The sequence below is a fragment of the Photorhabdus sp. S10-54 genome (assembly GCF_963878145.1).
In the GTDB taxonomy this organism is placed as follows: domain Bacteria; phylum Pseudomonadota; class Gammaproteobacteria; order Enterobacterales; family Enterobacteriaceae; genus Photorhabdus; species Photorhabdus kayaii.
Genome location: NZ_CAWNXG010000019.1, coordinates 22,675 through 47,260, shown reverse-complemented (window position 1 = coordinate 47,260; position 24,586 = coordinate 22,675). Strand labels below are relative to the sequence as shown.

Here is a 24,586-nt window from a genome sequence, read left to right as displayed (position 1 = left end):
GAATGTAGCGCCTCAAAACCTTTACGACTTGCTCTAACCAGACTACAACATATTCGGTCACAACTCGACAAAACCGTAAGGCATTAACAGAAGATTAATAAGTAATCTTCTGCCGCCCAGCAAGTGAATGGGACAATGTTGTACCATCTACCATCTCAAGTTCACCACCCACCGGCACACCATGAGCAATACGGCTTGCTGTTACACCATACTGAAAGCATATCTCTGCGATATAATTGGCAGTGGCCTCTCCCTCCACTGTTGGATTAGTCGCCAGAATCACCTCTGAAATCTCCTCAGTGGAGAGACGATCCTCAAAACGATCTAAACCAATATCCATTGGACCAATGCCATCTAATGGGGATAAATGCCCCATCAATACAAAGTAACTCCCGGCAAACTGCCCAGTTTGTTCAATAGCATGAATATCCGCTGGACTTTCAACCACACAGATTTGACCATTTTGTTGACGGCGTGGATTAGCACAAATCGCGCACTGTTCCTGTTCGGTAAAAGTCCGGCAATATTTGCAGTGTCCAATTTCTGACATTGCTCTGGTCAATGCCTGAGCCAAACGCATTCCACCACTGCGATCACGCTGTAGCAGATGAAAAGCCATCCGCTGTGCAGACTTAGGGCCAACCCCTGGCAAACAGCGTAATGCTTCCATCAAGGATTCAAGGAGAGGACTGGTTTGCATCAGAATGGCATCTTAAAGCCTGGCGGCAATTGCATCCCACTGGAAATGCCTGCCATTTTCTCTTTCTGAGTTTCTTCAATACGACGGGCTGCGTCATTGAATGCGGCAGCAATCAGGTCTTCCAACATCTCTTTGTCATCTTCCATCAGGCTTGGATCGATCTCAACACGACGGCAATTATGAGCACCATTGATAGTCACTTTAACCAGACCTGCTCCCGATTCCCCCGTCACTTCTAGATTGGCGATCTCTTCTTGCATTTTCTGCATTTTGTCCTGCATTTGCTGGGCCTGTTTCATCAAATTGCCCAAACCACCTTTACCAAACATAGATTTCTCTCTTCGCTATGGCTACATCGTACAACAAGGTACAGATCGCAGCATGGTTAAACCGGTCGGATACTGTCTTCATCCAATTCAGCATCAAATACCTGCCGCAATGTTTGAATAGTTTTATCCGCAATAATTGATTGGCGAGCTTGTGCCAATTTCTCTTCATAAATGGCTTGTCGCCACTCCAGCGGAGTTTTCTCCGCAGGATTATCATCTTCAATAATACTGAATTCAACTGTTACGCCGTACAACTCGCTTAAAGCCTCCGCTAATGACTTTTGTGTGAAAGCGGAATTAAGGTGACGCTGGCTCGAACGCAAATGTAAACGGATATTATTTTCACTAACCTGTTCTTTGAATGCATTTAATGCCAATTGCTGCACTAGTTTAGGAATTTTAAGTTTACCAACTTCTGCGGCCCATGCATCTCTCTGTTTAGATTCTTCCGTTAATTTCTCTGCCAGTTCTGGTGTTTTCTCATGTTCCAAAGCTGTTCTTAAAGCCTTTGGTGTGGCCACATGAGTTTCTGTTTTCTCCTCAATATTCTTGGCACGCCAACGGTAAGCTTCTTTTTTCTCAGACTTGTTTTCCTGTTTTTTATCTATTGATGACTGAGGTCGCTGTCCTGACACTGCGGCAAACCGTTCCAATGCTGAAGTTGCTGACTTCATCTTAACAGGCGTAGCTGATTCAGGTTTTTTTGTCGACGTTTGCTCTTGCTGTCGGGATAACACATTCCTTGCTTTCAGCAACTGCGCTGTTGGGCTTGATGCAAGCGCCTGAGGTATCTGGGGTTCCGACTGAGCAGTTCTATCCAATTGTGCCGGTTCATTAATATAATTAGCAGGTGGCACATCTCCCTGATCACTATGTTTCGGCTGTGCTGTAACTGATGGTATAACCGCAGGATGTACTACCGGTGCCGCAACCTCTTCAATAACTGTTTTCGGATGAAATGCCAAGGCTCTGAACAGCGTCATTTCAACACCCATCCTGCGCTCCGGTGCATACGGTAAGTCCCTACGACCAATCAGCAAAGTTTGATAATAAAGTTGCAAATCTTCCGGTGAAACAGCTTTTGCCAATATCCGCAAACGGCCTTCAATTGATGAAGAAGCGATTTCTGGCTGAGAAGGTAACAGCTGGAGCATTGCAATACGATGCAGCAATGCAAGAATTTCTACTAACAAATCCTCCCAATCAGCCCCCCGTGAAGCGACTTGTTCCACCAATGCCATAACCTGCTGACCGTCAGCTCGAATCAATGCTTCAATAATTGATAACGGCTGTTCATCATCTAAAGTTCCTAGCATCAAGCTGACTATTTCAGTCGTCACCAAGCCTTGTCCGATAGCAATAGCCTGATCTGTCAGACTCAATGCATCACGCATGCTGCCATCAGCAGCACGAGCCAATAGCTGACGAGCGCGGTTATCACTCTCTATATGTTCAGCTTTAAGAATACGCTCAAGCTGAGCGCTTATTTGACCAATATCCAGCGATTTGAGATGGAATTGCAAGCAACGGGAAAGAATAGTCACTGGCAATTTTTGCGGATCAGTCGTTGCCAGTAAAAACTTCACATGTTCAGGCGGTTCTTCCAACGTTTTCAATAATGCATTGAAACTGTGGCGGGAAAGCATGTGGACTTCATCAATCAGGTAGACTTTAAAACGCCCACGAGCCGGAGCATATTGCACGTTATCTAGCAATTCGCGCGTATCTTCAACTTTAGTACGGGAAGCCGCATCAATTTCAATTAAATCGACAAATCGCCCCTGTTCAATTTCAAGGCAATTAACACATTTACCACAAGGCTTATCAGTAATACCTGTTTCACAATTTAGCCCCTTAGCAAACAAACGGGCGATCGTTGTTTTCCCAACACCTCTAGTGCCAGAAAATAAATAAGCGTGATGAAGCCGGCCATGGGCAAGACCATTAGCTAACGCAGTCAGGACATATTCCTGGCCAATTACATCAGAAAATATTTGTGGGCGCCACTTACGGGCAAGTACCTGATAGCTCATTGATACCGGAAAAATCGAATACAGTTGGGTATCATGCTAACACAGCCTCACTACAGACAGCGAGGCCGATATGTTAGTAATACAAAAATAAGCAGATTAATGATCTGGGAATTCAAGTAGAGTAAAACTACTTACACCTTGTCTTTGCAGGCGCTCAACACCACCTAAGCCAAGCAAACCAATAATAAAAGCCGCTTCAGAAACCTCACCACCTAAACGACGGATTAAACGAACAGTGGCTTCAACCGTACCACCCGTTGCCAGCAAATCATCAATAACCAGCACCTTATCATTTTCTCTTACGCTATCCTTATGCATTTCCAACGTATCAGTGCCATACTCCAGATTGTACGTTTCACTCAATGTTTCCCGAGGTAGTTTGCCCGCTTTACGAACAGGAATAAAACCAACACCAAGGCGTAACGCAACCGGGGCTCCAAACAGAAAACCGCGAGCTTCAGTGCCAACTATTTTTGTGATGCCTTTGTCCTGATATCGCTCCACCAGAAGATCAATTGTTGCCTGGTAGGCAAGAGGGTTATCCAATAAAGTGGTAATATCACGAAAAAGAACCCCTGGTTTTGGATAATCAGGAATAGTTTCAATACTGTCTTTAATAAATTGCAGTTGCTGCGCATTTGCGGTCATAATCGGTGCCAATGAGTAGAACACGAAGGTGCTAAAATCTATTCAAACTGATAGAAAAAATCAACTAATGAACACACACCAGCCTACTTTTTGTCGTCCCAGATTAATTCTGCTTCGCAAGGAATAACCATTTTAAGGTATAAATGAATACGCAGCCGTTATTAAATTTACTCGAAAAACAGGTCGATATACTGGCGGAAGAGATAGCACCATTAGCAGACACACCATTCTCTACTGCCCGGTTTGATCAGGCTTTATTTAACCGACACAGCGATAAACTCCGTGGTTATCTACAAGAAGTCAGGCACAACATGGAACAACTCAAAGAGTGTGTGCAGGATCACCGAACCGAACAGGTCGCATTTCTGACTGAACGCTTAGTTGCCCAAATAGAAGCATTAAGGCGTGAATTGTCTACCCAGTCATTGAGAAAAAAAGAGAACCGATTTGAACATAAACAACAAACTACTGACCTGTATCACAAACTGGCTGAACATCAGGATTATGAACGCCGCCTGCTCGCAATGATCAATGATAGAGAGCTAAAATTGAATCAACAAACTACACTTAATCATCAACAAAAAATACAGAAAGAAATCGCGGCATTAGCCGGAAGACTAGCACGTTGCCGTCAATCTCTGACGCGAATTGAAAAATCAATCGAATACAAAGAGAACATGGATTAACGATTCAGATGAGGAATGCTTTATGTCAGTCGAACACGCACCACCCGAAGTTCAACTTGCTGTTGATCTGATCTATTTACTGGAATGCAATGAAATCGCTCCTGAAATCGCACTCGCCGCACTGGAAATAGTCAAACACGACTATCAAGCAAAATTAGCGAAGCAATCACAGTCGACGAAGGAATATTGAACGATTTACTTCAAACACCTTAATAGATATCTTGATCGATACTATAAAAGATTCACGTTTGTCTTAAGTATGTGATCATACATTCATATCAATATCAGCCTTTGCTAAATTTCAAACGGCTTTATATCGTCACTCGCTCTTTCCACTATTTCGTTTAAGAAACGTTGAAGAATAATCATCCGCAGCAATTCGAGTGCAAAGCGGTTCCCATTCACAGCCTATACAAGCAGATCTTATGATCCCACGATTGAAAGCCCATCGCGCCTGTTTTAAATAGGTTTCATCAAGCCTCAGCGTATGACCTATCTCAATTGGTCGGCCCATAAGAGAACCAACAGCTTCCAAAGCTCGGCTATCCCGGATAATAACACTCTTGCCAAAACAATGAGGTTCATCCTCTCCAAGCAAAGGAATACATATGTCATCCGGTCCTGCCACAATCAAGATATCTTCGTCCCGAATTCGAGGAATAATCCTATTGTAGTTTTCAACAAAACTAGGGGAGTATCCGTTGCCCGCATAGGTAAGAATACACAAGAGGTGATGACCTCTCAGGGATATTGCCATGAGTTACGCTCCTGAATGTGATCAAGTGTTGCATTTTTATACAATCAATGCTATATGATTGATACTGACCATCAATAGATCAATTTTTCTAATATAAAGAAAATCGGCTAGGAATCGACTATTATGTCGTCACGGTGGGTATCAAACGAGCTTGTCAAATTATCATCAGAGAGCTTGCAGGCAATCATAGATAACAAGATTCCAGCAGCAATGATAGATGATTTTGCAACGCCAAAAGAAACAGAACAACTTTCGTCTGCGATACTGAGCATGAAGGCAAAGCCATATGAATTTGGAAGACCGGGGTGTTATTTGGGAAATCCACTCGCTCATTACCGTGATCGGCCAAAAGAGCAATATTTTGCTCAAGTTAGCGCAGCTGAGCAAAATCGCACCCAAATTACTCATCAAGCTTTTGATCCCGTTGCTCGATTTATACGATACATCAATCACGATACAAATTTCAGCATTTCAGTCGCAGAAGAACCGGAGTTTGGCCCCTATTTTGCCGGTATCACCCGGATTATCTCCGGTGGCTCGGATCTACATGTGGACTACGCACCTACTTTTACGAAAGGAAATTTAGTTGTCGGGGATATATCGACTCAGCTTGCTTGGAACCTCTATGTTTTGTCTCCCTCTCAGGGAGGAGAAACCGTGATCTATAATCAACCATTCAAGAGCACTGTGGTTGATAAAACATACAAACCATATGATAGTTCCCTATTGGTTGATTGTGAATCTTTCACTTTTCGACCTCAAATTGGCTCTGTCGTCATTTTCAACACGAGCAACCCTCATATTGTCCTGCCTGCGAGCAGCAATCGAATTGCAACAGGCTCCTTCATCGGTGTATTAAATGAGAAAACGTTGATCATATGGTCGTAATATATTTCAGTAAGATTCTTGGAATCTAAACATGAAGACTACCTTTTCTTACTCTACCGCCATTCTATATGCTGTGACGATTATCACCGGGGGAACATCGTGGTATGCCGCAAAACTGCAATTGACCGATATTTCACCTGTAATATCCCTGATTTACCGTTTTGGGTGTGCATCGGTACTGCTGCTTCTGCTTGCTATAATTTCACGGGAAAGGCTCAAACACACCTGGCGTGAGCACCTCTCTTTTGCCGCACTTGGAGCATTCGGATTCGCTATCGCATTCTTGCTGATTTACAAAGCGGCGGCCTTGATCACCACCGGTTTAATCGCCCTCACCTACTCTTCAGTCATATTATTCAACTCTATAAACGCAATTCTCTTCCTACGGCAATCGATTTCATGGTCAGTGCTGGTAGGCGCTGTAGTTGGGCTAACTGGGATAATTTTAGTCTTTAGTCCAGAATTTTTAAATAATGAATGGAATTGGACAGGATTCGGTTACGCAATCGCAGCAACCCTGACATTCTCATTTGCTAACATTTCCGCAGTTCAGTTACAGAGAAAAGGTGTCACTGTTCTGCCAATGACCGGGATTTCTATGGGATATGGCACCATATTCTTGCTCAGCTACGCCTTTTTGACCAAGCAAGCGTTTGATTTTGATCTATCACCAGCCTATGTAACATCTCTATTCTATTTGATCCTGTTTCCTTCGGTAATTGGGTATACAACTTACTTTGCCGTTGTTGGTCGCTTGGGGGCTGAACGAGGAGCTTATACCATGCTTCTCGTTCCACTCGTAGCCTTAACGATCTCCAGCGTTACAGAAGGCTATCGTCCAACCATTTGGGCCATAATTGGCACAATGATGACACTTAGCGGTAACTATTGGGTAATCACAAACAAACATCAACCCACGACAAAAACTGACACTTAAGAACGCGGTTCAAGAGTGGGGTAAGCCCGACGAACCGTTTTCGCAATCAAAATAACCAGTACGATTTTAATAATATCTCCCGGTATGAACCCAATTGAACCTACAGCTGCTTGCCAGGTGCTGATATTAGCAAATACAGCAATCCACGGGATACCAATTACATAAACAACCATAATTCCACCAAAGACAAGAAATACAGCTTCTTTAAAGATATTCAGTTTTGCAAGATTTTTCTCATACAAATAGCCGATAACAAAAGCGGCAATCGGCCATGCCAAAATAAAGCCACCACTTGGACTGAGAAATACACTCAATCCTCCCCGCCCTCCAGACATTACCGGTAATCCAACGGAAACAAACACACAAAAGAGCAACAATGCTAATCCACCCCGTTTCGCACCAATAATGGCACCAGCAAGCATTGCTCCCATTGACTGCGCTGTTATCGGAACGCCCACAACGGGAAGTGTCAGTGGCGGAAATAAACCCAGTGCTACGGTTAAAGAGGCAAATAGTGCTATATAAACAATATCTTTGGTAGACATTTAATCCCCCTTTCTTTTCGATAAAGCCACAACCTCTGTTTTACTTGCTGCTTGATTTATTTCTGTCAAATTCTGGATCATAGGACCTAGCTTCAATAGCGGCAGAAATATCGTCTGCCATTTTGAGCATCCGCACAATAACAGGAACTGCAATTGCAATGACACTCTTATCAAGGCCTCTTGCTTTCTGCGCCTCCCGCACTTCTTCTGTAATTGACGCCAGAACAGGGATAAACCGCAAAGCAAGCGATAGAGCCAAACTCACTTTTCCAGGATTGATGCCAAGATAGTACAACCACCCAAGACCCTTTTCCAATGCGTCGATCATATCAGAAGAGCGAGTAGTGAGAGTGACCAGCGAGGCCAGCAATAAAAGAGAGGTAAGACGAACTATTACAAGTACACCTGTGGTCCAGTGGTGTAAAAACAATTGGACTATGAAAATAAGCGCGAAGATCCATAACGCCGGCCGTAATTGCATCCAAGCAGTTTTTAATGAGATTTTGGCTAACAAGTATAAAAGTACGATTCCCGCCAATGCCGCAGCAGAAAGATCGATACGTGGAATAACGAAAAGCAATGTTCCGAGAATGAGCAAAGAAATAATTTTAAGCCCAGGACTAACTCGATGCACAAATGATGAACCAGGATTATATCCAGACAGGCTCATAACATCATCCTTACGTATTCAGGGATAGCAATAGAGGGGATGTCATCAACAACGACACGACCCTCATCAAAAACCAGAACACGATCAAATCCCACTAGAAAATCAAGGTCATGAGAAACTACAATCACAGTTTGAGATAAGTTATCGATTGCTTCGGCAACACGGCGCTTATTTCGTAAATCCAGCAAGGTTGTAGGCTCATCGAAAATAATGTAATCGGGCTCCATCACAAGAACACCGGAAATCGCAAGGAGTTGTTTCTGACCACCACTTAAAAGATGGGCAGGATGCTCCCTAAATTGAAGTAAATCATAGCGTGAAAGGGCCTCCTGAGTTCTTTGTCGAATCTTATCCTTGGTAAACCCGAGATTTTTCATGCCAAAGGCTAAATCTTCCTCAACGACTGGAAAAACGATCTGATTGTCAGGATTCTGAAATACGAAACCAACCTTACGTCGGATCGCTTTACCTTCCGTTCTAGTATTCAGACCATCCACCAAAACATCACCACTTTTCGGTACCAACAATCCATTAAGAAGGCGTGCGAATGTACTTTTGCCGCAACCATTACTACCTATGATGGCAATGCGTTTTTCCTTAAGCTGCAAATTTAATTCTTTCAATATTACTCGCTCGCCATAGGCATGCGTCACATTTCGTATTTCCAACATAGATGGTTATCCGTTCTCTTTCCGAAAAGAATCAGTACATTTTACACAGTCAAAATCTTCAGCATTTACCTTAGGCTACAGCCTGTCTTCAGTCTCTTCCTTAACAAAACCGGCAACAGTATCTGATATTAGAAATAATTTCAGCTCAGTTTCTCAGTCTAATCTCTTATATAACAGCAGATAAACAAAGAGCATAAGATAATGACTTTTTGCCATTAGCCACATTGTTAGCAATTACCAAAATAGAATTCACCTTAATTTTTCTCTATATTCTAGTTCTTCATTTTTCAGTGACTTTCATATGCTCACTATATTTAAGCATATCGATAAAACTATCCACTAACGACTCGGCTTCCTTCTGAATATCAAAACTATCTGGTGCAAATAGCCAATTTTCCAATAAGCCCGTTATCAATCCTCTTAACATGATAGCCGCTCGCCGTAGATGAAGATTATAAGGAAGCTGACCTGACGCAATACAGCCGGAAAGAGATGCTTCAATACGAACATAATCTGCAACACACAGCTCCTGACGGACTTCCACCAAGGCAGACATTTCACCAACAAACTCACATTTGTGGAAAAAAATCTCCATTAATAGCCGGTTTTTCGGATCATCAGTGACCGACGTCAGGATATGGATGATTAACGTTCTTAAAATCAGGAGTGGATTATTAGGATATTTTGCTTGATACTCTTTCTCTAATTCGTCAATCTTAGAATCTGTTATTTTACAAGCTTCGGAAAACAGGTCTACTTTATTTTTAAAGTGCCAGTAGATTGCCCCTCGGGTTACTCCAGCCGTTGTGGCAATATCTGTCAGTGAAGTAGCCGAGACACCGCGCTCAGAAAACTCTTTTATAGCTGCGTCTATAATCTGCTGCCGGGTCTCCTCAGCCTGTTGTTTAGTTTTTCGTGCCATACACTCTAATTTTAACCTAAAATGGATTTACATACATTCACGTATGTTTGTATTATAGCATGCTGTTGTTAATGGAGTAATGGTTTTACGGATTGAAGGGTCAACATCTAAAAATATTGAGGTTTACTTATGCGAATAAACAGGGGAGTCTTGCCTCTGGCTACAGTACTGGTACTCTCAGGCAGCTTAGCTCTTTCAGGATGTAACGACAAAGACTCTCAGCAAGTTGCTGGGAACCAACAGGCTCCTGAAGTCGGTATCGTGACGCTGAAAACTGAACCTCTGATGGTCACGACGGAACTTCCAGGCCGAACATCAGCCTTCCGCATTGCAGAAGTTCGTCCACAAGTAAGTGGTATAATTCTGAAACGAAATTATAAAGAAGGTAGCGATGTAAAAGCAGGCACTTCTTTATATCAGATAGATCCAGCAACTTACCAAGCTGACTATGACAAAGCTAAAGCTGATTTGGCAAAAGCTCAGGCTAATGCAGAGATCGAACGCTTGACAGTGAACCGATATAAATCACTGTTAGGTACAAACTATGTTAGTCAACAGGAATTTGATAAAGCCAGCGCCGACTATGCACAAGCGAATGCTATAGTACAGGCAGCAAAAGCGGCCGTAGAGACCACCCGTATCAATTTGGCATATACCAAAGTTACAGCACCGATTAGTGGTCGTTCCGGCAAATCTACTATAACTGAAGGCGCTCTAGTTTCTGTTGGTCAACCAACAGCACTGACAACTGTTCAACAACTGGATCCGATTTATGTGGATGTCACTCAGTCAAGTGATGATTATCTGCGTCTTAAAAATGAAATCGCCAAAGGTATTGTGCAGAAAGGGGACAATAAGGCTAAAGTTCACCTGATCATGGAAAATGGTAAAAACTACAGTGAAACAGGTTACTTGGAATTCTCTGATATTACTGTAGATGAAACAACAGGCTCTATCACTATCCGTGCAATATTCCCTAACCCGAATGAAGAACTGCTTCCAGGTATGTTTGTTCGTGCAAAACTGGAAGAAGGTATTCGCCAGGATTCAATACTGGTTCCTCAGCAAGGAGTTACCCGTACACCTCGTGGTGAAGCTACTGTCATGGTGGTTGGTGCAGACGAAAAAGTCGAACCGCGCATTATCACTGCCAACCAAGCTATTGGTGATAAATGGCTAGTAGCTTCCGGTCTAAAAGCAGGTGATCGGGTCATCGTTACTGGTTTGCAAAAAATTAAACCCGGCATCCCGGTTAAAGCAGAAGAAGTGGACTTAAATGCAAAATCTGCTGCGAACCAAGCTGAACCTGCGAAAAAGTCTTAATTTAGGAGTCATAGGAGTCAGTGATTCATGCCTAAATTTTTTATAGATCGGCCAATCTTTGCATGGGTAATCGCGATTATCACCATGCTGGCTGGCCTGCTGGCAATTATGAAATTACCCGTAGCGCAATACCCTACTATTGCACCACCGGCGATTTCTATCTCTGCAACTTATCCCGGCGCAGATGCCACTACTGTGCAAAACACAGTGACACAGGTTATCGAACAGAACATGAATGGTATAGATAACCTAGTTTATATGTCTTCCGACAGTGATTCTGCTGGAAACATGAATATTACACTAACCTTTGAGGCCGGTACTGATCCCGATATTGCACAGGTACAAGTACAAAACAAGCTACAACTCGCTATGCCTCTGTTACCACAAGAAGTGCAACAGCAAGGTATACGTGTAGATAAGTCCACGGCCTCTTTCTTGATGGTTGCCGGATTCATCTCTGAAGATGGCTCTATGTCACAAGACGATATCTCTGACTATGTTGGTGCAACCGTCAAAGACCCTCTGAGCCGTGTCACTGGTGTGGGTGATACAATGCTTTTTGGTAACCAGTATGCTATGCGTATCTGGTTAAATCCTGACAAGCTCATTAACTACAAAATGACGACTCTGGATATAATAAATGCCATCAAAGCACAAAATAACCAAATAGCCGCCGGTCAATTAGGGGGAACCCCTCCGGTTCCAGGTCAACGCTTGAATGCGTCGATCATTGCTCAAACACGTCTAACCTCACCGGAAGAGTTCAGCAATATTCTTCTGCGTGTCAATACTGACGGTTCTCAGGTCCGTCTGAAAGATGTAGCAAAGGTGGAACTAGGTGCAGAAAGCTACAACATCATTGCCCGCTATAATGGAAAACCTGCTGCGGGTATCGGTGTCAAACTAGCGACAGGCGCTAACGCTTTGGATACATCCAAAGCAGTAAAAGAAGCGCTAAAAAATATGGAACCTTTCTTCCCTCACGGGCTGAAAATCGTCTATCCATATGACACCACACCATTCGTTAAAATCTCTATAAACGAAGTGGTAAAAACACTGGTTGAAGCCATCATGCTGGTGTTCGTGGTAATGTATCTATTTCTCCAAAATTTCCGTGCAACACTCATTCCAACCATTGCGGTTCCAGTCGTACTCTTAGGAACATTTGCAATACTCGCTACATTTGGCTATTCAATAAATACATTAACCATGTTTGCTATGGTTCTCGCCATTGGCTTATTGGTAGATGATGCCATTGTTGTTGTAGAAAACGTTGAACGTGTTATGCAGGAAGAAGGTCTATCGCCGAAAGAAGCAACCAAGAAATCGATGGGACAAATCCAAAGCGCCCTAGTTGGTATTGCAATGGTGCTGTCTGCTGTATTTATCCCAATGGCCTTCTTCGGTGGTTCAACCGGTGCAATTTATCGTCAATTCTCGATCACTATCGTATCTGCAATGGTATTGTCTGTGCTGGTAGCACTAATCCTAACACCAGCTCTATGTGCCACCATGTTGAAACCCATTGCCAAAGGTAGCCACGGTAAGCAGACCGGCGTCTTTGGCTGGTTCAACCGCATATTTGACAAAAGTACCCACCACTATACTGACAGCATTGGTCGTATTCTACGCAATACAGGCCGTTATCTGGTAATTTATGTATTCCTGGTGGCGGGTATGGCCATCATGTTCACACGTTTACCATCCTCTTTTCTTCCCGAAGAAGATCAGGGAGTATTGCTGACAATGGTTCAATTACCTGCGGGGGCGACACAGGAACAAACAGAAAAAGTTCTAGATAAAATAAGCGATTACTTCAATACAGAAGAAAAAGATCGTGTGGTTTCTGTATTTACCGTCAGTGGCTTTGGTTTTAGTGGGCAAGGTCAAAACACTGGGTTGGGATTTATAAGCCTAAAAGACTGGGGTGAACGTCCAGGTGCTGAAAACAAAGTACCTGCTATTGTTGCCAGGGCTAGTGCTCACTTCCAGAAAATCAAAGAAGGTATGGTTTTTGCGTTTAACATCCCGGCAATTGTAGAGTTAGGTTCAGCGACTGGCTTTGATTTTGAATTAATTGATAAAGCAAACCTTGGACATGACAAACTGACAGAAGCCCGTAACCAATTACTTGGCATGATACAACAGCATCCAGATATGTTAGTAGGTGTTCGTCCTAATGGTCAGGAAGATACCCCTCAATATCGGATCAGAATCGATCAGGAAAAAGCTGAAGCTCTCGGTGTTTCCATCGTGGATATCAACTCTACACTCAGCACGATGTTTGGCAGTAATTACGTAAACGACTTTATCGATCGCGGTCGAGTCAAAAAAGTTTACGTTCAGTCGGAAGCTCCTTATCGTATGCTACCAAGTGATATTTACAAGCTGTATGTCCGTAATAAACAGGGTGAAATGGTTCCATTCTCTGCCTTTACAGATACGTCCAAAGAACCCTGGACCTACGGTTCACCACGTCTGGAACGTTATAACGGTTTACCATCAATGGAAATATTGGGTGAAGCAGCCCCTGGTAAAAGTACCGGTGATGCAATGGCTTTAATGGAAGAATTAGCATCGCAGTTACCAAATGGAATCGGTTTCGACTGGACAGGTATGTCCTATCAGGAACGCCTGTCTGGTAATCAAGCCCCAGCTCTATATGCATTATCATTGATAGTAGTATTCCTCTGTCTAGCTGCACTGTATGAAAGCTGGTCAATTCCATTCTCAGTTATGCTAGTAGTACCATTAGGTATCGTTGGAGCCTTGTTAGCAACAACATTCCGCGGTTTAGATAACGATGTTTACTTTAAAGTTGGCTTGTTGACCACTATCGGTTTGTCGGCTAAGAACGCGATACTCATCGTTGAATTCGCCAAGGACTTGATGGAAAAAGAGGGCAAGGGGTTGATAGAAGCTACGCTAGATGCGGTAAGAATGCGTCTTCGCCCAATCCTAATGACATCACTAGCATTTATGTTAGGTGTTATCCCCCTAGTACTGAGTAATGGTGCAGGATCCGGCTCTCAAAACGCAGTGGGTACTGGGGTATTAGGCGGAATGATTGCAGCAACCTCGCTAGCCATCTTTTTCGTGCCGGTATTCTTTGTGGTTATAAGACGACGTTTCAGTAAGAAAGCGGAGGAGATTGAACTCGCATCAGAATCTCATTAAATGCTACCAACAATAACCAGAAGGCCGTCAAATCGGCCTTCTTAAATATAATCGTTGCCTACATCTGACAAGATTCTGATCATTAATCTATCCGCTTAATATTTAAGTAATTTCGTTTAAATTTAATTATAATCACCACTTATGAGTATAAAATAGCTTTAAAAATCCAAGCATTAGTAACTTTAATAAAATTAATATGAAAGTTGTCGGACAAAAATTACTTTATCTTTTTTTACACTAAATGACAAAAAACAATACCAGCACATAGTGACTTATGTAATAATGATGTTATATTCATTGATTATTGTAGCCATCAGGCTATAATCTGCCGTTACTGGTATCTGAGGGAAATACTGTTTTATATAAACCTACATATTAACTCACACATACTAGCCGCTATTTATAGTTTATTGAGTTAAGGTATGAATTTTGTTAAGAGCTGATTCTGATTTACTAGAAGCAAATCAGAGCCATCTGTAGAAAAGATAAATAATCCCAAAGAACGATTATAGATACATAATAATAATCTCTCGAAAAAAATTTATAATACGTGTATATGCTTAGTGTTTAACTCGAAAAATTAAGTAATGGCATATACATCAAGATCAACATAGCATGGATGAATATTCACTCAAGATGACATAATATTGATGAATTAGAATGCTTATGTGAAAATCTAAGGCAAGAAGCACTTCTAGTGCAGAGTACACAGAGATGAGACTGGTTGTGGAAATAGCTTCTACATTTCAGGAGATTTTAAAGCTAAACAAATAGATTGAATACATATCAACTTTCGTTTGGTACTTTAAAATAAAATATTCTGATGATTTCAGTCTTCTCACTTGAATTGATAAATGTATTGATAATACATATACTTATACTTTGTTTGGAAACAAATTAAGATTAGCGTTTCTAAACTTATGGAATGGTAAAAAAACTAATGAACGCTTAACCAGCGTCCTGTTACAGGATTTAAATTGCTCCTTGAGCAAAATTTGATTGAATATTTCCCTCAATAATTTTTTATATATGTTAAATAAGAAAGGCGATTATGACTAAAACTGATTATCTGATGCGTTTAAGAAAATGCACCACGATTGATACACTGGAACGTGTAATTGAAAAGAACAAATATGAACTTTCAGGAGATGAACTTGAACTATTCTACTCTGCTGCGGATCACCGCCTGGCTGAGCTGACCATGAATAAACTGTATGATAGAATTCCACCTTCAGTATGGAAATATGTTCGCTAAAATAGTCTTTATCAGATAGAAAGTGATCCGAGCCGGTAAAGTGCTATCGGCTTATTAGGTTACCAATGAAATTGGCGAGGGCTCTGCCAGCGGCATCCCGGCACACACATCCCCTGCTATGGCTGCTTCCTTCCGGACCTGACCAAGTTAACAAGTTAGCGTTGCGGGAGAACCAACAGAGCCCCCATTGTGACGTGTTGCTTTAACTCTAAAGCGGTGCCATTATCATTCATACCTACTTAAATAGCAAGACAGGCAGACCCGAATGCTGATTTATTGCACATTGCAAATCAATACAATAAGGAAATGTATTATCTAACGGCTTTCAACGTAATTTCGACATCTTTAGTCTTCCCATTATTAATCACTTCATATGCGGTATCTGTAACAAACATCAAGCGGCTATGCAGCGAAACAGAAGCTCTGACAACAATGCGTGCATTCGGCTTAATTTTGTTTGGCTGATAAGGCAAAACAAAATGGAAAGGTGATTGTTTCCCACCTAAACGCTCTACCTTCTGAGACAGAGTAACTGAAGGTGCATCAGCCAAAGATACATCAGATAACGCCACTGTCAGAACAGCATCTGCTGGCAATGCTATACGCTGTAGTATATTAATATTACCTTCAACAAAAGACCGTTTCATTGGATTTTCAATCTTTCCCACCTGAGCATCTACTACCTCAGCACCTTTGGCATTACACCCAACCAAAGCAACCGCTAGTAATACGCCAGCGGGGAACTGCCATAATTTCATACACATTCCTCCATTATTAACTAATCTATATAAATATTAAAATAAATTGAAGTATCAAATCATTAAATCTAAATCATTTGAATTATAGATTAAAAATTTGAACATAAGACGCCAATAAATCTCACATTCTTTATTGCACTGCTGTTAGGACTTAAAACATTTACAATTTAGTTATTTATTAATCATCTATTAATGAGACAATAATCATCCCTTGTACTCTCGATAACCTAATAGAAAACAAAGGCATATTATGAGCAAGTCATTACAGAATCTGATAAATTTGATGAAATTGGAAAAAATTGAGGAAGGTATTTACCGAGGGCAAAGCGAAGATCTCGGTTTTCCTCAGGTTTTCGGAGGACAAGTGATTGGTCAGGCACTGTATGCTGCCAAACAAACCGTTGTCGATGACCGAATGGGCAACTCTTTCCATAGCTATTTCTTACGCCCCGGTGACAGTCACAAACCTATCGTCTATGATGTTGAGGTTTTGCGTGATGGAGGAAGTTTTAGTGCCCGGCGAGTTAGTGCAATTCAGAATGGTAAGCCTATCTTTTATATGACTGCCTCATTTCAAAGTCACGAAGAAAGTTTTGAACACCAAAATATAATGCCGGATGTACCCTATCCAGAAGAACTTATCCCTCAGGATGAAATCGTGAAAAAAATGTCGCATCTACTGCCACAAAAGATGCAGAATACTCTTCTTTTTCCCTGCCCGTTAGAAATGAGACCCGTAAAATATCACAGTCCATTCAATTGTCCACCAGAAGAGCCTATACGCTATGTTTGGTTCCGCAGTAACGGCAATATGCCTGATAATCCTTTTATTCATCAATATCTACTTGGCTATGCCTCCGATTTTAACTTTCTGCCAACAGCATTACAGCCACATGGTGTCGGGTTCCTTGAGAAAAATATTCAGATAGCAACAATTGACCATTCTATGTGGTTCCACCGCCCGTTTAGACTAGACGACTGGCTGCTATATGCTGTAGATAGTCCGTCAGCTTCCGGTGCCCGTGGTTTTGTTCGGGGACAGATTTATAATCGTGAAGGGATACTTGTTGCTTCCACTGTACAGGAAGGTCTGATTAGGAAACGCAATAGATAAATGAATAAGGCAGCAAACTAAGAAACCAGCATTACATTTTATGGCCTTATTGCTGCCCTTTTATATTACAACTTAATTATAAGCACTCTCTCCGTGAGAATTAATATCCAACCCTTCCCTTTCAATTTCAACCGTAACCCTCAGCCCTACCAACAGATCTGCTATTTTAAAAGCAATAAAGGCAACAACGACTGACCAAATCACACAAACCAGTATACTAAAAGCCTGAATACCAACTTGTTCCAACATGGTTATACCCTCTGCATGGCCTGTCCCTCCCAAAGATTTAGCCGTAAAAACCCCTGTTAGGAGGCAACCTACGATCCCACATACGCCGTGTATGCCGAATACATCACACACATCGTCAACACGTAACCACCGTTTTAAGGCCACCACCCCCCAAAGTCCGGTAAAACCCGCGATCAGACCAATGATTAATGCACCACCAACACCAACCATTCCCGCCGCAGGTGTAATACCAACCAGCCCAGCAATACAGCCTGAACATGCCCCTAAAAGAGACGGTTTATTACGGAAAAACCATTCTGCAAAAACCCATGACAGGATAGCGGCGGCAGTCGCCACAATGGTATTTAAAAATGCTAGAGCAGCTATCTCATTAGCAGCACTAGCAGAACCAGCATTAAAACCAAACCAACCAATATAGAGCACAGCAGTACCAGTGAAGACCATCGGCAAGTTATGGGGTTTAAATGCTTCTTTCCCAAAGCCAGTACGTTTTCCCAGTAAGTAAGCACCAACCAATCCAGCTACAGCAGCATTAATATGAACAACCGTACCACCAGCAAAATCCAATGCTCCATCTTGTGAAAGCACACCCCCACCCCAAACCATATGCGCCATAGGCAGGTAAGAAAATGTCAACCACAGCACACTAAAAACTAACAAAGCCGGAAAGCGAATACGCTCCCCTAACGCACCAATAATCAAAGCAACTGTGATACAAGCGAAAGAACCCTGAAATGCCACATGAATTAGCTGATAAAAATTGCCACTTAAGTCAGTGAATGCCAAATTTTTTAGCATCACTTGACTAACACCACCGAAAAAACCATTCCCTGGCTCAAAAGCCAAGCTGTAACCGTAAATCACCCATAATACACATACTAAAGCAAAGCTCACCATGACCTGAGCCATTAACGATAAAACATTTTTATTCCGTAGCAATCCACCATAAAACAGAGCAATTCCTGGAATCGTCATAAACAGAACAAGGACTGTACAAATCATCATAAAAGCATTATCAGCTTTATCAACAACACCTTCCGCTGCCTGAGATAATGATGGTAAGCAACTGGCTACAATACCGGCAGCCACAGAGAATTTTCTTTTCATATCTATCTTCTCTATCAGTGAGTTACAGTGCCGCATCGTTAGTTTCTCCTGTTCTAATACGAATAGCCTGTTGCAATTCGATGACAAAGATTTTACCGTCGCCAACTTTTCCAGTGAAAGCTGATTGCTGAATAGCATGAATTACCTCCTCAACCAATTCATCTGCTACAGCAATATCTATCTTTATTTTAGGTAAAAAATTGACACTATATTCCGCTCCACGATAAAGCTCCGCATGTCCTTTCTGACGCCCAAATCCTTTTACCTCTGTTATGGTCAACCCCTGAACACCAAGACCAGAGAGAACTTCCCGAATATCCTCCAATTTGAATGGTTTTATAATTGTCGTAATGAGCTTCATACATCCCCCTTCCATCCGGCTATTATGTTTTCAATAAGGAAATAGCAAAGGGCGTGCCAGAAATTAAAAACATATAAAAATCAAATAATAAAGAGAGTAAAAATTATGGAGAATTAAGAAGGGAGGAGAGCAGCGAATATACTCTCCCGTGAGTGCACCGAATCAGTGCAAGCTTGATTAAATTAGCACCTCTTTCTCAGCGATTGTGCCACATTCATTTAATGTCTCACCTACTTGTTGCAACTGATACATCTGATAGTAACGTCCACGACTCACAAATAATTGTTGATGGCATCCCTGTTCAACAACTGCACCACGATGCAGCACCAAAATAGTATCAGCCTCCACAATAGTAGACAAACGATGAGCAATCACGATCAATGTTGTTTGTTGACGAATCAATCTCAAAGCCTGTTGTACCGCCTGTTCCGTACCAGAATCAATATTTGCAGTCGCTTCATCAAGGATCAAAATTTGTGGCGTTTGCACTAACACTCTCGCCATAGCAAGCAATTGTTTTTGACCGGCTGCCAACGTATTACCCTGCTCTCCCAAGATAGTATGAAGTCCATCAGGCAATGTACGTACTAACCCAGCTAATTGAACAGTTTCCAGTACTTGCCAAACCTTCTCTTCTGAAATATTCCGACCAAGCGTAATATTGTCAAAGAAAGAGCCCACAAGAACAACCGGGTCCTGCTGAACTATTGCCACACCATTGCGTAATACCGAATGAGACAGAGATGATACAGGCCGACTATCAAGATAAATTTCCCCTTTCTGCCACGGGTAATACCCCATCAGCAAATTTGCCAGCGTACTTTTACCACTGCCAGTATGACCAACCAAAGCAACAAAACCATGAGCCGGAACCTGTAAATTAATATCTTGCAAAATTATTTTTCCATGCCTGTAGGAAAAACTGACATTTTCTATATCAATTCGACCACTGGACAGTGGCTGACTATCCATGCCATAACCTTGTTGAGGGCTATCCATTAACTCAAATATTCTTTCACCAGAAACGACAGCTTGTTGCAGAATCGATTGCTGAGATGTCAATTCAATCAGTGGTTCATTCAACCGCCCCAAATAATTAATAAAAGCATACAATACCCCGACACCAATCACCCCTGGCCCACTAATTCCAAACAACACGATAAGACCGCACAATACCATAGCAGATAGCAAACTCAGTAATGGGCGTAACAAAAGCCCATCTAATCTCAACGCTTGCATTCTCGCCTGATAATGAGCCCGACTGGTTGATAACATACGTTCACCAAAACGCGCCTGCTGCCGGAACTGCTGAACAACACTCATTCCATTAATGACTTCGTTAAACTCATCATTAATATCAGCCAAATAACTACGTACCCGACGGACAATTGGTGTACTAAAATGCTGATATATCGCCATAACAATCAATACGACAGGAAAAATAAGAATTGCAATCAATGCCATGCGCCATTCCAATATAAACATAGCAATCAGCATCGCACCAATCAATGCCATGCTGCGAAATACCGTAGGAACTACATTGACATAAAGATCTTTAATGACTTCAGTATCATTCGTTACACGGGAAATCAACTGCCCTACCGGTTGATTATCAAAAGCACTCAGAGGCTGACGCAATGCTGCATTCATCACATCAGTACGAAGCTGCTGAACCACATCAACTGACACTTGATTGAACAATAAAGCCTGAAAATAATGTAATACAGCCGTAATCAGTTGCAGAATAATAAAAGTTACCGCCAACCCGATAACCACCCTGGCAGGCATATTACCCGTTGCAACCATATTATCGATAAAGTAACTAATGAGAACTGGACCACTGACTTCCGCAATTGCAGCCCCCCATAACATGAGTACAGCTAGCCCCAACGGCTTACGATAATTCTTGCCATAAACTAGCAGACGTTTCAGAGACGGCCACAATTGACTAACTTTAGTCATCTTTATCTCCCTCTACTGTTTCCTCATCATCCAATGCTGCTTCAAGTTGCTGATAATAATACATATCACGATACCATCCTGGCTGCTCCGCCAGTTGCTGATGCCGTCCCTGATGTATAACAGAACCTTGCTGCATCACCAGAATATTATCAGCATCAGTTAATGCAGACAGGCGGTGAGCACTAATAATAACCGTCCGTTGTTGCCTCCACTGACTGAGGTTTTGTAAAATATTGTGTTCAGTTTGCCCATCAACCGCAGATAAAGCATCATCCAGAATCAAAATCTCTGCATCTAAAAGTAATGCTCTTGCAATGGAAATACGCTGCTTCTGCCCACCAGAAAGCATTACCCCTCGCTCGCCGACTTCTGTCTGATACCCCTCAGGCAAACGAAGAATATCTTCATGAACATTGGCAAGGCGGGCAACTTCTTCAATCTGTTCCTGTGTTGCATCAGTACGTCCCAAAGCGATATTACTGGCAACAGTATCTGAAAATAAAAAGGGGGTTTGATTGACAACAGCAAATCGTGCCCGCCATTCATCTAACTTAATATCCGCAATTTTGAGCGACTGGAAAAGAATTTCTCCATCAGTCACATCAAATTGTCTCTGTATCAGCGCAAGTAGTGTGCTCTTACCTGAACCAGTTGGGCCACAGATCCCTAATAACTGTCCAGGTAATAACTGGAAATTAATTTGACTGAGAACAGTTTTATTACTTTGCGGATAATTAAACGCTTTGATATTCACATCCAGAATACCGCGTTCAGGCAATAAATGACCAATACCATCCTCAATGACCGGGGGCTCTTGTAACAAACTACGGATACGACTATAAGCGGCACTTCCCCGTTCAACGATATTAAACATCCATGCCAGCGCTAACATTGGCCAAATCATTAAGCCAAGGTACATCACAAAACTGGTAAGCTCACCAAGTGTTAAAACACCATTCAACACCATCCAACTACCACCACCGATAGCTAGTAAGTTTGACATACCGATGGCAATAAAAATTGTCGGATCAAATCGAGCATCCACCCTGGCAACATACATATTCTTACGACCGGCTTCCACTGCAACTTGTTCAAACTGATTTGATTGCAAATCTTCAAGGCCGAACGCCTTAATCATACGAATACTGGTCAGACTCTCCTGAGCCTGGTTATTAAGAGCAGAAAATGCCCCTTGTGCAGATTTAAAGCGTCGATGAAGTTGATCACCATATCGTTTAATAATGATTGCCATGATCGGCATAGGTAACAGAGACAGTAAAGTTAATTGCCAACTAATTTGTATACTCATCATAATCAGCACTGCACAACCCATAACTAGTGAATCAACTAACGTAAGCACGCCTTCACCGGCCGCAAATACTACCCGATCCACATCATTAGTCGCACGAGCCATTAAATCTCCCGTGCGGTGACGCAAATAAAATTCAGGGCTTTGTCGGCTAAGTTGCTGGTAAAAATTATTCCGCAATTTCACTGCTAATTGATATGACGCCCCAAACAACCATAAACGCCATATATAACGCAAGATATAGACAATCAATGCGATAACCAGTATAACACCCGCCCACACCATCAATTGGTAAAACGACATAGACGCAGTGCTGATCCCATCAACGATTACACCCACCAGATAGGGAGGAATGAGTAGTAGAATAGAAATAATAATAAGCAGAGTCACTGCCCCAAGATAGCGACGCCACTCGCTACAGAAATACCAACTTAATTGAGAAAACAATCTCACACGTGTATATCCCGAAATGAAATAGATAGTAAAAATGTTGAACGACACTCAGAATAATTGATCTAACGCAATGAATTAATAATTGGTTAATCTGGTATCGGTAATGCTGTAGTGTATTTGATTTTTTCCATTGCAAAACTCGATGTCACATCAATCAACCCGGGAATACCATTAACCATACGCTTGTAGAAAAGATCATAACTTTTCATATCCACAACTTCTACGTGCATTAAATAATCACACTCACCAGCCATACGATAAAAAGCCAAGACTTCTGGCATTTGCTTTATAAATGCAACAAATTGCTCATACCAACCACTGCTATGCTGCTGAGTTCTGATCATAACAATCACTGTCAGCCCTAATCCTAATTTTTCGCTATCAAGCAAAGCAACTTTGCCAACGATATAGCCTTCATCTTCAAGTCGTTTTAACCGTTTCCAACAAGGAGTAGAGGTAAGATTAACAGCTTCCGCCAATGCATTCAGAGACAGGCTACAATCTTTCTGTAGTAACTTAAGCAACTTGCGGTCTGTTTTATCCAACATAGCTACCTCTTATAGAAAATTTTCCTACAAAGAAACCATATATTAAGAAAAATAACAATCTATTTCTCCCAGTATCAAGTTAATCTACCCGCTGCCAATTACTTTTAAATTATAGAGTTAATAATTAATGTCACACAGTTGGACCACCAAGGCAATCAGAGAGATTCAAGCAGACCATCAACGCAGCTCTGACACTCATCTTATCCGCCTTAATTTGCCAGTTTTTCCAGGCATCCATTTATATCTAAAAGATGAAAGCACCCATCCAACCGGCAGTCTGAAACATAGGCTTGCTCGTTCTTTATTCCTTTACGCACTTAGTAATGGTTGGATAAAGGAAGGTACCCCGGTTATTGAATCCTCATCGGGTAGCTCTGCTGTATCCGAAGCCTATTTTGCCCGCCTGCTTGGGCTACCTTTTATTGCTGTTATGCCCTCATACACTGCGAAACGTAAAATTCAGGAAATTGAATTTTATGGGGGTAAATGCCATTTTGTTAACCATTCAGCACAAATATATGACGAGTCAGAACGACTAGCGAAAGAACTAAATGGTCATTATATGGATCAATTTACCTACGCCGAACGAGCAACAGACTGGCGAGGTAACAACAATATTGCTGAAAGTATTTTTCGCCAGATGCAAATGGAACCATTTCCTGAGCCAGATTATATTGTTATGAGCGCTGGTACTGGGGGAACTTCTGCAACTTTAGGACGCTATATCCGTTACCAAGGGCATAACACTAAACTGATTGTTGTCGATCCAGAAAACTCTATATTTTATGACTATTACCGTCAAAATTGCTGTGATATTCGTGGCAATTATAGCAGCAAGATTGAGGGTATTGGCCGCCCTAGAGCAGAGCCTTCTTTTATTCCCTCAGTCATTGATGACATGATCCAAATACCCGATTGCGCCAGCATTGCAACAATTTACTGGTTGGAAAAATTACTAGGCAGAAAAGTTGGCGCATCTACGGGGACTAATGTCTGGGGAGCTCTTCTGCTTGCTAACCAAATGCATGAGCGTGGAGAACAAGGTGCAATAGTAACTTTACTGTGCGACAGTGGTGAACGTTATCTCGATACTTATTACAATCCAGATTGGGTAAAAAATAACATCGGCGATATCTCACCTTATCTCAAACAACTACCCAATTTCTGTAGTTATAAGTAACATA

General features: G+C 41.9%; 24 protein-coding genes and 1 other RNA gene. 9 read left to right on the top strand and 16 right to left on the bottom strand.

Annotated elements, in window-relative coordinates; all coding sequences use genetic code 11:
- Positions 1 to 94: 94 nt before the first annotated feature.
- The 4 genes from recR to apt all read right to left on the bottom strand — a co-directional run bounded on the left by recR (position 95) and on the right by apt (position 3,710).
- The gene (gene recR / locus AACQ83_RS12385; protein WP_112877956.1) at positions 95 to 700 is read right to left on the bottom strand and encodes a recombination mediator RecR; all 606 of its coding nucleotides are present in this window, start codon (positions 698 to 700) and stop codon (positions 95 to 97) included.
- The gene (locus tag AACQ83_RS12380; RefSeq protein ID WP_049582543.1) at positions 700 to 1,029 is read right to left on the bottom strand and encodes a YbaB/EbfC family nucleoid-associated protein; all 330 of its coding nucleotides are present in this window, start codon (positions 1,027 to 1,029) and stop codon (positions 700 to 702) included. Before AACQ83_RS12380 ends, recR begins: the two co-directional genes overlap by 1 nt.
- A gap of 56 nt (positions 1,030 to 1,085) precedes the next feature.
- Positions 1,086 to 3,062 (bottom strand): DNA polymerase III subunit gamma/tau, encoded by a 1,977-nt coding sequence (gene dnaX, locus AACQ83_RS12375; RefSeq protein WP_112877955.1) that lies wholly within the window; start codon positions 3,060 to 3,062, stop codon positions 1,086 to 1,088.
- A 96-nt stretch (positions 3,063 to 3,158) separates the two neighbouring features.
- Positions 3,159 to 3,710 carry an adenine phosphoribosyltransferase gene (gene apt / locus AACQ83_RS12370; RefSeq protein ID WP_112877954.1) on the bottom strand — a complete coding sequence of 184 codons (552 nt, stop codon included), beginning with the start codon at positions 3,708 to 3,710 and terminating at the stop codon, positions 3,159 to 3,161.
- Between the two features lie 143 nt (positions 3,711 to 3,853).
- Between apt and priC the strand changes: the two genes are divergently transcribed.
- Positions 3,854 to 4,396, top strand: coding sequence for a primosomal replication protein PriC (gene priC, locus AACQ83_RS12365; protein ID WP_112877953.1), 543 nt, complete (start codon positions 3,854 to 3,856; stop codon positions 4,394 to 4,396).
- A gap of 22 nt (positions 4,397 to 4,418) precedes the next feature.
- Positions 4,419 to 4,586, top strand: coding sequence for a pleiotropic regulatory protein RsmS (gene rsmS / locus AACQ83_RS12360; RefSeq protein WP_074524823.1), 168 nt, complete (start codon positions 4,419 to 4,421; stop codon positions 4,584 to 4,586).
- 129 nt (positions 4,587 to 4,715) lie between these two features.
- Here the strand turns inward: rsmS and AACQ83_RS12355 are convergent, their stop codons facing one another.
- The gene (locus tag AACQ83_RS12355) at positions 4,716 to 5,153 is read right to left on the bottom strand and encodes a DUF1284 domain-containing protein (protein WP_112877952.1); all 438 of its coding nucleotides are present in this window, start codon (positions 5,151 to 5,153) and stop codon (positions 4,716 to 4,718) included.
- 123 nt (positions 5,154 to 5,276) lie between these two features.
- Between AACQ83_RS12355 and AACQ83_RS12350 the strand changes: the two genes are divergently transcribed.
- Positions 5,277 to 6,041, top strand: a complete 765-nt coding sequence (locus AACQ83_RS12350) for a 2OG-Fe(II)-dependent halogenase WelO5 family protein (protein ID WP_112877951.1) — start codon at positions 5,277 to 5,279, stop codon at positions 6,039 to 6,041.
- 31 nt (positions 6,042 to 6,072) lie between these two features.
- The gene (locus AACQ83_RS12345; protein ID WP_112877950.1) at positions 6,073 to 6,978 is read left to right on the top strand and encodes a DMT family transporter; all 906 of its coding nucleotides are present in this window, start codon (positions 6,073 to 6,075) and stop codon (positions 6,976 to 6,978) included.
- Here AACQ83_RS12345 and AACQ83_RS12340 read toward each other — a convergent pair.
- The 4 genes from AACQ83_RS12340 to acrR all read right to left on the bottom strand — a co-directional run bounded on the left by AACQ83_RS12340 (position 6,975) and on the right by acrR (position 9,786).
- Positions 6,975 to 7,523, bottom strand: a complete 549-nt coding sequence (locus tag AACQ83_RS12340) for a biotin transporter BioY (protein WP_112877949.1) — start codon at positions 7,521 to 7,523, stop codon at positions 6,975 to 6,977. The two genes, AACQ83_RS12345 and AACQ83_RS12340, sit on opposite strands and share 4 nt — an antisense overlap.
- Positions 7,524 to 7,563: 40 nt before the next feature.
- Complete coding sequence (locus AACQ83_RS12335) at positions 7,564 to 8,193, bottom strand: energy-coupling factor transporter transmembrane component T family protein (RefSeq protein ID WP_112877948.1); 630 nt, start codon at positions 8,191 to 8,193, stop codon at positions 7,564 to 7,566.
- Positions 8,190 to 8,864, bottom strand: coding sequence for an energy-coupling factor ABC transporter ATP-binding protein (locus AACQ83_RS12330; RefSeq protein ID WP_112877947.1), 675 nt, complete (start codon positions 8,862 to 8,864; stop codon positions 8,190 to 8,192). The genes AACQ83_RS12335 and AACQ83_RS12330 overlap by 4 nt, the downstream gene beginning before the upstream one ends.
- A 280-nt stretch (positions 8,865 to 9,144) precedes the next feature.
- A complete protein-coding gene (gene acrR, locus AACQ83_RS12325) occupies positions 9,145 to 9,786 on the bottom strand; it encodes a multidrug efflux transporter transcriptional repressor AcrR (RefSeq protein WP_112877946.1) in 642 nt (213 codons plus the stop codon).
- 129 nt (positions 9,787 to 9,915) lie between these two features.
- Between acrR and AACQ83_RS12320 the strand changes: the two genes are divergently transcribed.
- The 3 genes from AACQ83_RS12320 (at position 9,916) to AACQ83_RS12310 (ending at position 15,541) form a co-directional block, all read left to right on the top strand.
- The gene (locus tag AACQ83_RS12320; protein WP_112877945.1) at positions 9,916 to 11,109 is read left to right on the top strand and encodes an efflux RND transporter periplasmic adaptor subunit; all 1,194 of its coding nucleotides are present in this window, start codon (positions 9,916 to 9,918) and stop codon (positions 11,107 to 11,109) included.
- 27 nt (positions 11,110 to 11,136) lie between these two features.
- Positions 11,137 to 14,286 (top strand): efflux RND transporter permease subunit, encoded by a 3,150-nt coding sequence (locus tag AACQ83_RS12315; RefSeq protein WP_112877944.1) that lies wholly within the window; start codon positions 11,137 to 11,139, stop codon positions 14,284 to 14,286.
- 1,051 nt (positions 14,287 to 15,337) lie between these two features.
- The gene (locus AACQ83_RS12310) at positions 15,338 to 15,541 is read left to right on the top strand and encodes an HHA domain-containing protein (RefSeq protein WP_011147992.1); all 204 of its coding nucleotides are present in this window, start codon (positions 15,338 to 15,340) and stop codon (positions 15,539 to 15,541) included.
- Positions 15,542 to 15,622: 81 nt separating this feature from the next.
- Here the strand turns inward: AACQ83_RS12310 and ffs are convergent.
- Both ffs and AACQ83_RS12300 read right to left on the bottom strand, forming a co-directional pair.
- Positions 15,623 to 15,719, bottom strand: an RNA gene (ffs, locus tag AACQ83_RS12305) — signal recognition particle sRNA small type.
- A 133-nt stretch (positions 15,720 to 15,852) separates the two neighbouring features.
- Positions 15,853 to 16,299 (bottom strand): YbaY family lipoprotein, encoded by a 447-nt coding sequence (locus AACQ83_RS12300; RefSeq protein ID WP_112877943.1) that lies wholly within the window; start codon positions 16,297 to 16,299, stop codon positions 15,853 to 15,855.
- Between the two features lie 250 nt (positions 16,300 to 16,549).
- On the opposite strand from AACQ83_RS12300, the gene tesB reads away from it, so the two are divergent.
- Positions 16,550 to 17,413: an acyl-CoA thioesterase II gene (tesB, locus tag AACQ83_RS12295; protein ID WP_112877942.1), complete on the top strand. Its 864-nt coding sequence runs from the start codon at positions 16,550 to 16,552 to the stop codon at positions 17,411 to 17,413.
- Positions 17,414 to 17,485: 72 nt separating this feature from the next.
- Here tesB and amtB read toward each other — a convergent pair whose 3' ends face one another.
- The 5 genes from amtB to AACQ83_RS12270 form a co-directional block, all read right to left on the bottom strand.
- Positions 17,486 to 18,769: an ammonium transporter AmtB gene (amtB, locus tag AACQ83_RS12290; RefSeq protein WP_112877994.1), complete on the bottom strand. Its 1,284-nt coding sequence runs from the start codon at positions 18,767 to 18,769 to the stop codon at positions 17,486 to 17,488.
- Positions 18,770 to 18,791: 22 nt separating this feature from the next.
- Positions 18,792 to 19,130, bottom strand: coding sequence for a P-II family nitrogen regulator (gene glnK, locus AACQ83_RS12285; RefSeq protein WP_049582557.1), 339 nt, complete (start codon positions 19,128 to 19,130; stop codon positions 18,792 to 18,794).
- A 177-nt stretch (positions 19,131 to 19,307) separates the two neighbouring features.
- A complete protein-coding gene (locus tag AACQ83_RS12280) occupies positions 19,308 to 21,092 on the bottom strand; it encodes a SmdB family multidrug efflux ABC transporter permease/ATP-binding protein (RefSeq protein WP_112877941.1) in 1,785 nt (594 codons plus the stop codon).
- A complete protein-coding gene (locus tag AACQ83_RS12275; RefSeq protein ID WP_112877940.1) occupies positions 21,085 to 22,854 on the bottom strand; it encodes a SmdA family multidrug ABC transporter permease/ATP-binding protein in 1,770 nt (589 codons plus the stop codon). Before AACQ83_RS12275 ends, AACQ83_RS12280 begins: the two co-directional genes overlap by 8 nt.
- An 86-nt stretch (positions 22,855 to 22,940) precedes the next feature.
- Positions 22,941 to 23,402 (bottom strand): Lrp/AsnC family transcriptional regulator, encoded by a 462-nt coding sequence (locus AACQ83_RS12270; protein ID WP_112877939.1) that lies wholly within the window; start codon positions 23,400 to 23,402, stop codon positions 22,941 to 22,943.
- Between the two features lie 127 nt (positions 23,403 to 23,529).
- Here AACQ83_RS12270 and AACQ83_RS12265 point away from each other — a divergent pair, with 127 nt between their 5' ends.
- Positions 23,530 to 24,582 (top strand): PLP-dependent cysteine synthase family protein, encoded by a 1,053-nt coding sequence (locus AACQ83_RS12265; protein ID WP_112877938.1) that lies wholly within the window; start codon positions 23,530 to 23,532, stop codon positions 24,580 to 24,582.
- Positions 24,583 to 24,586: the final 4 nt, after the last annotated feature.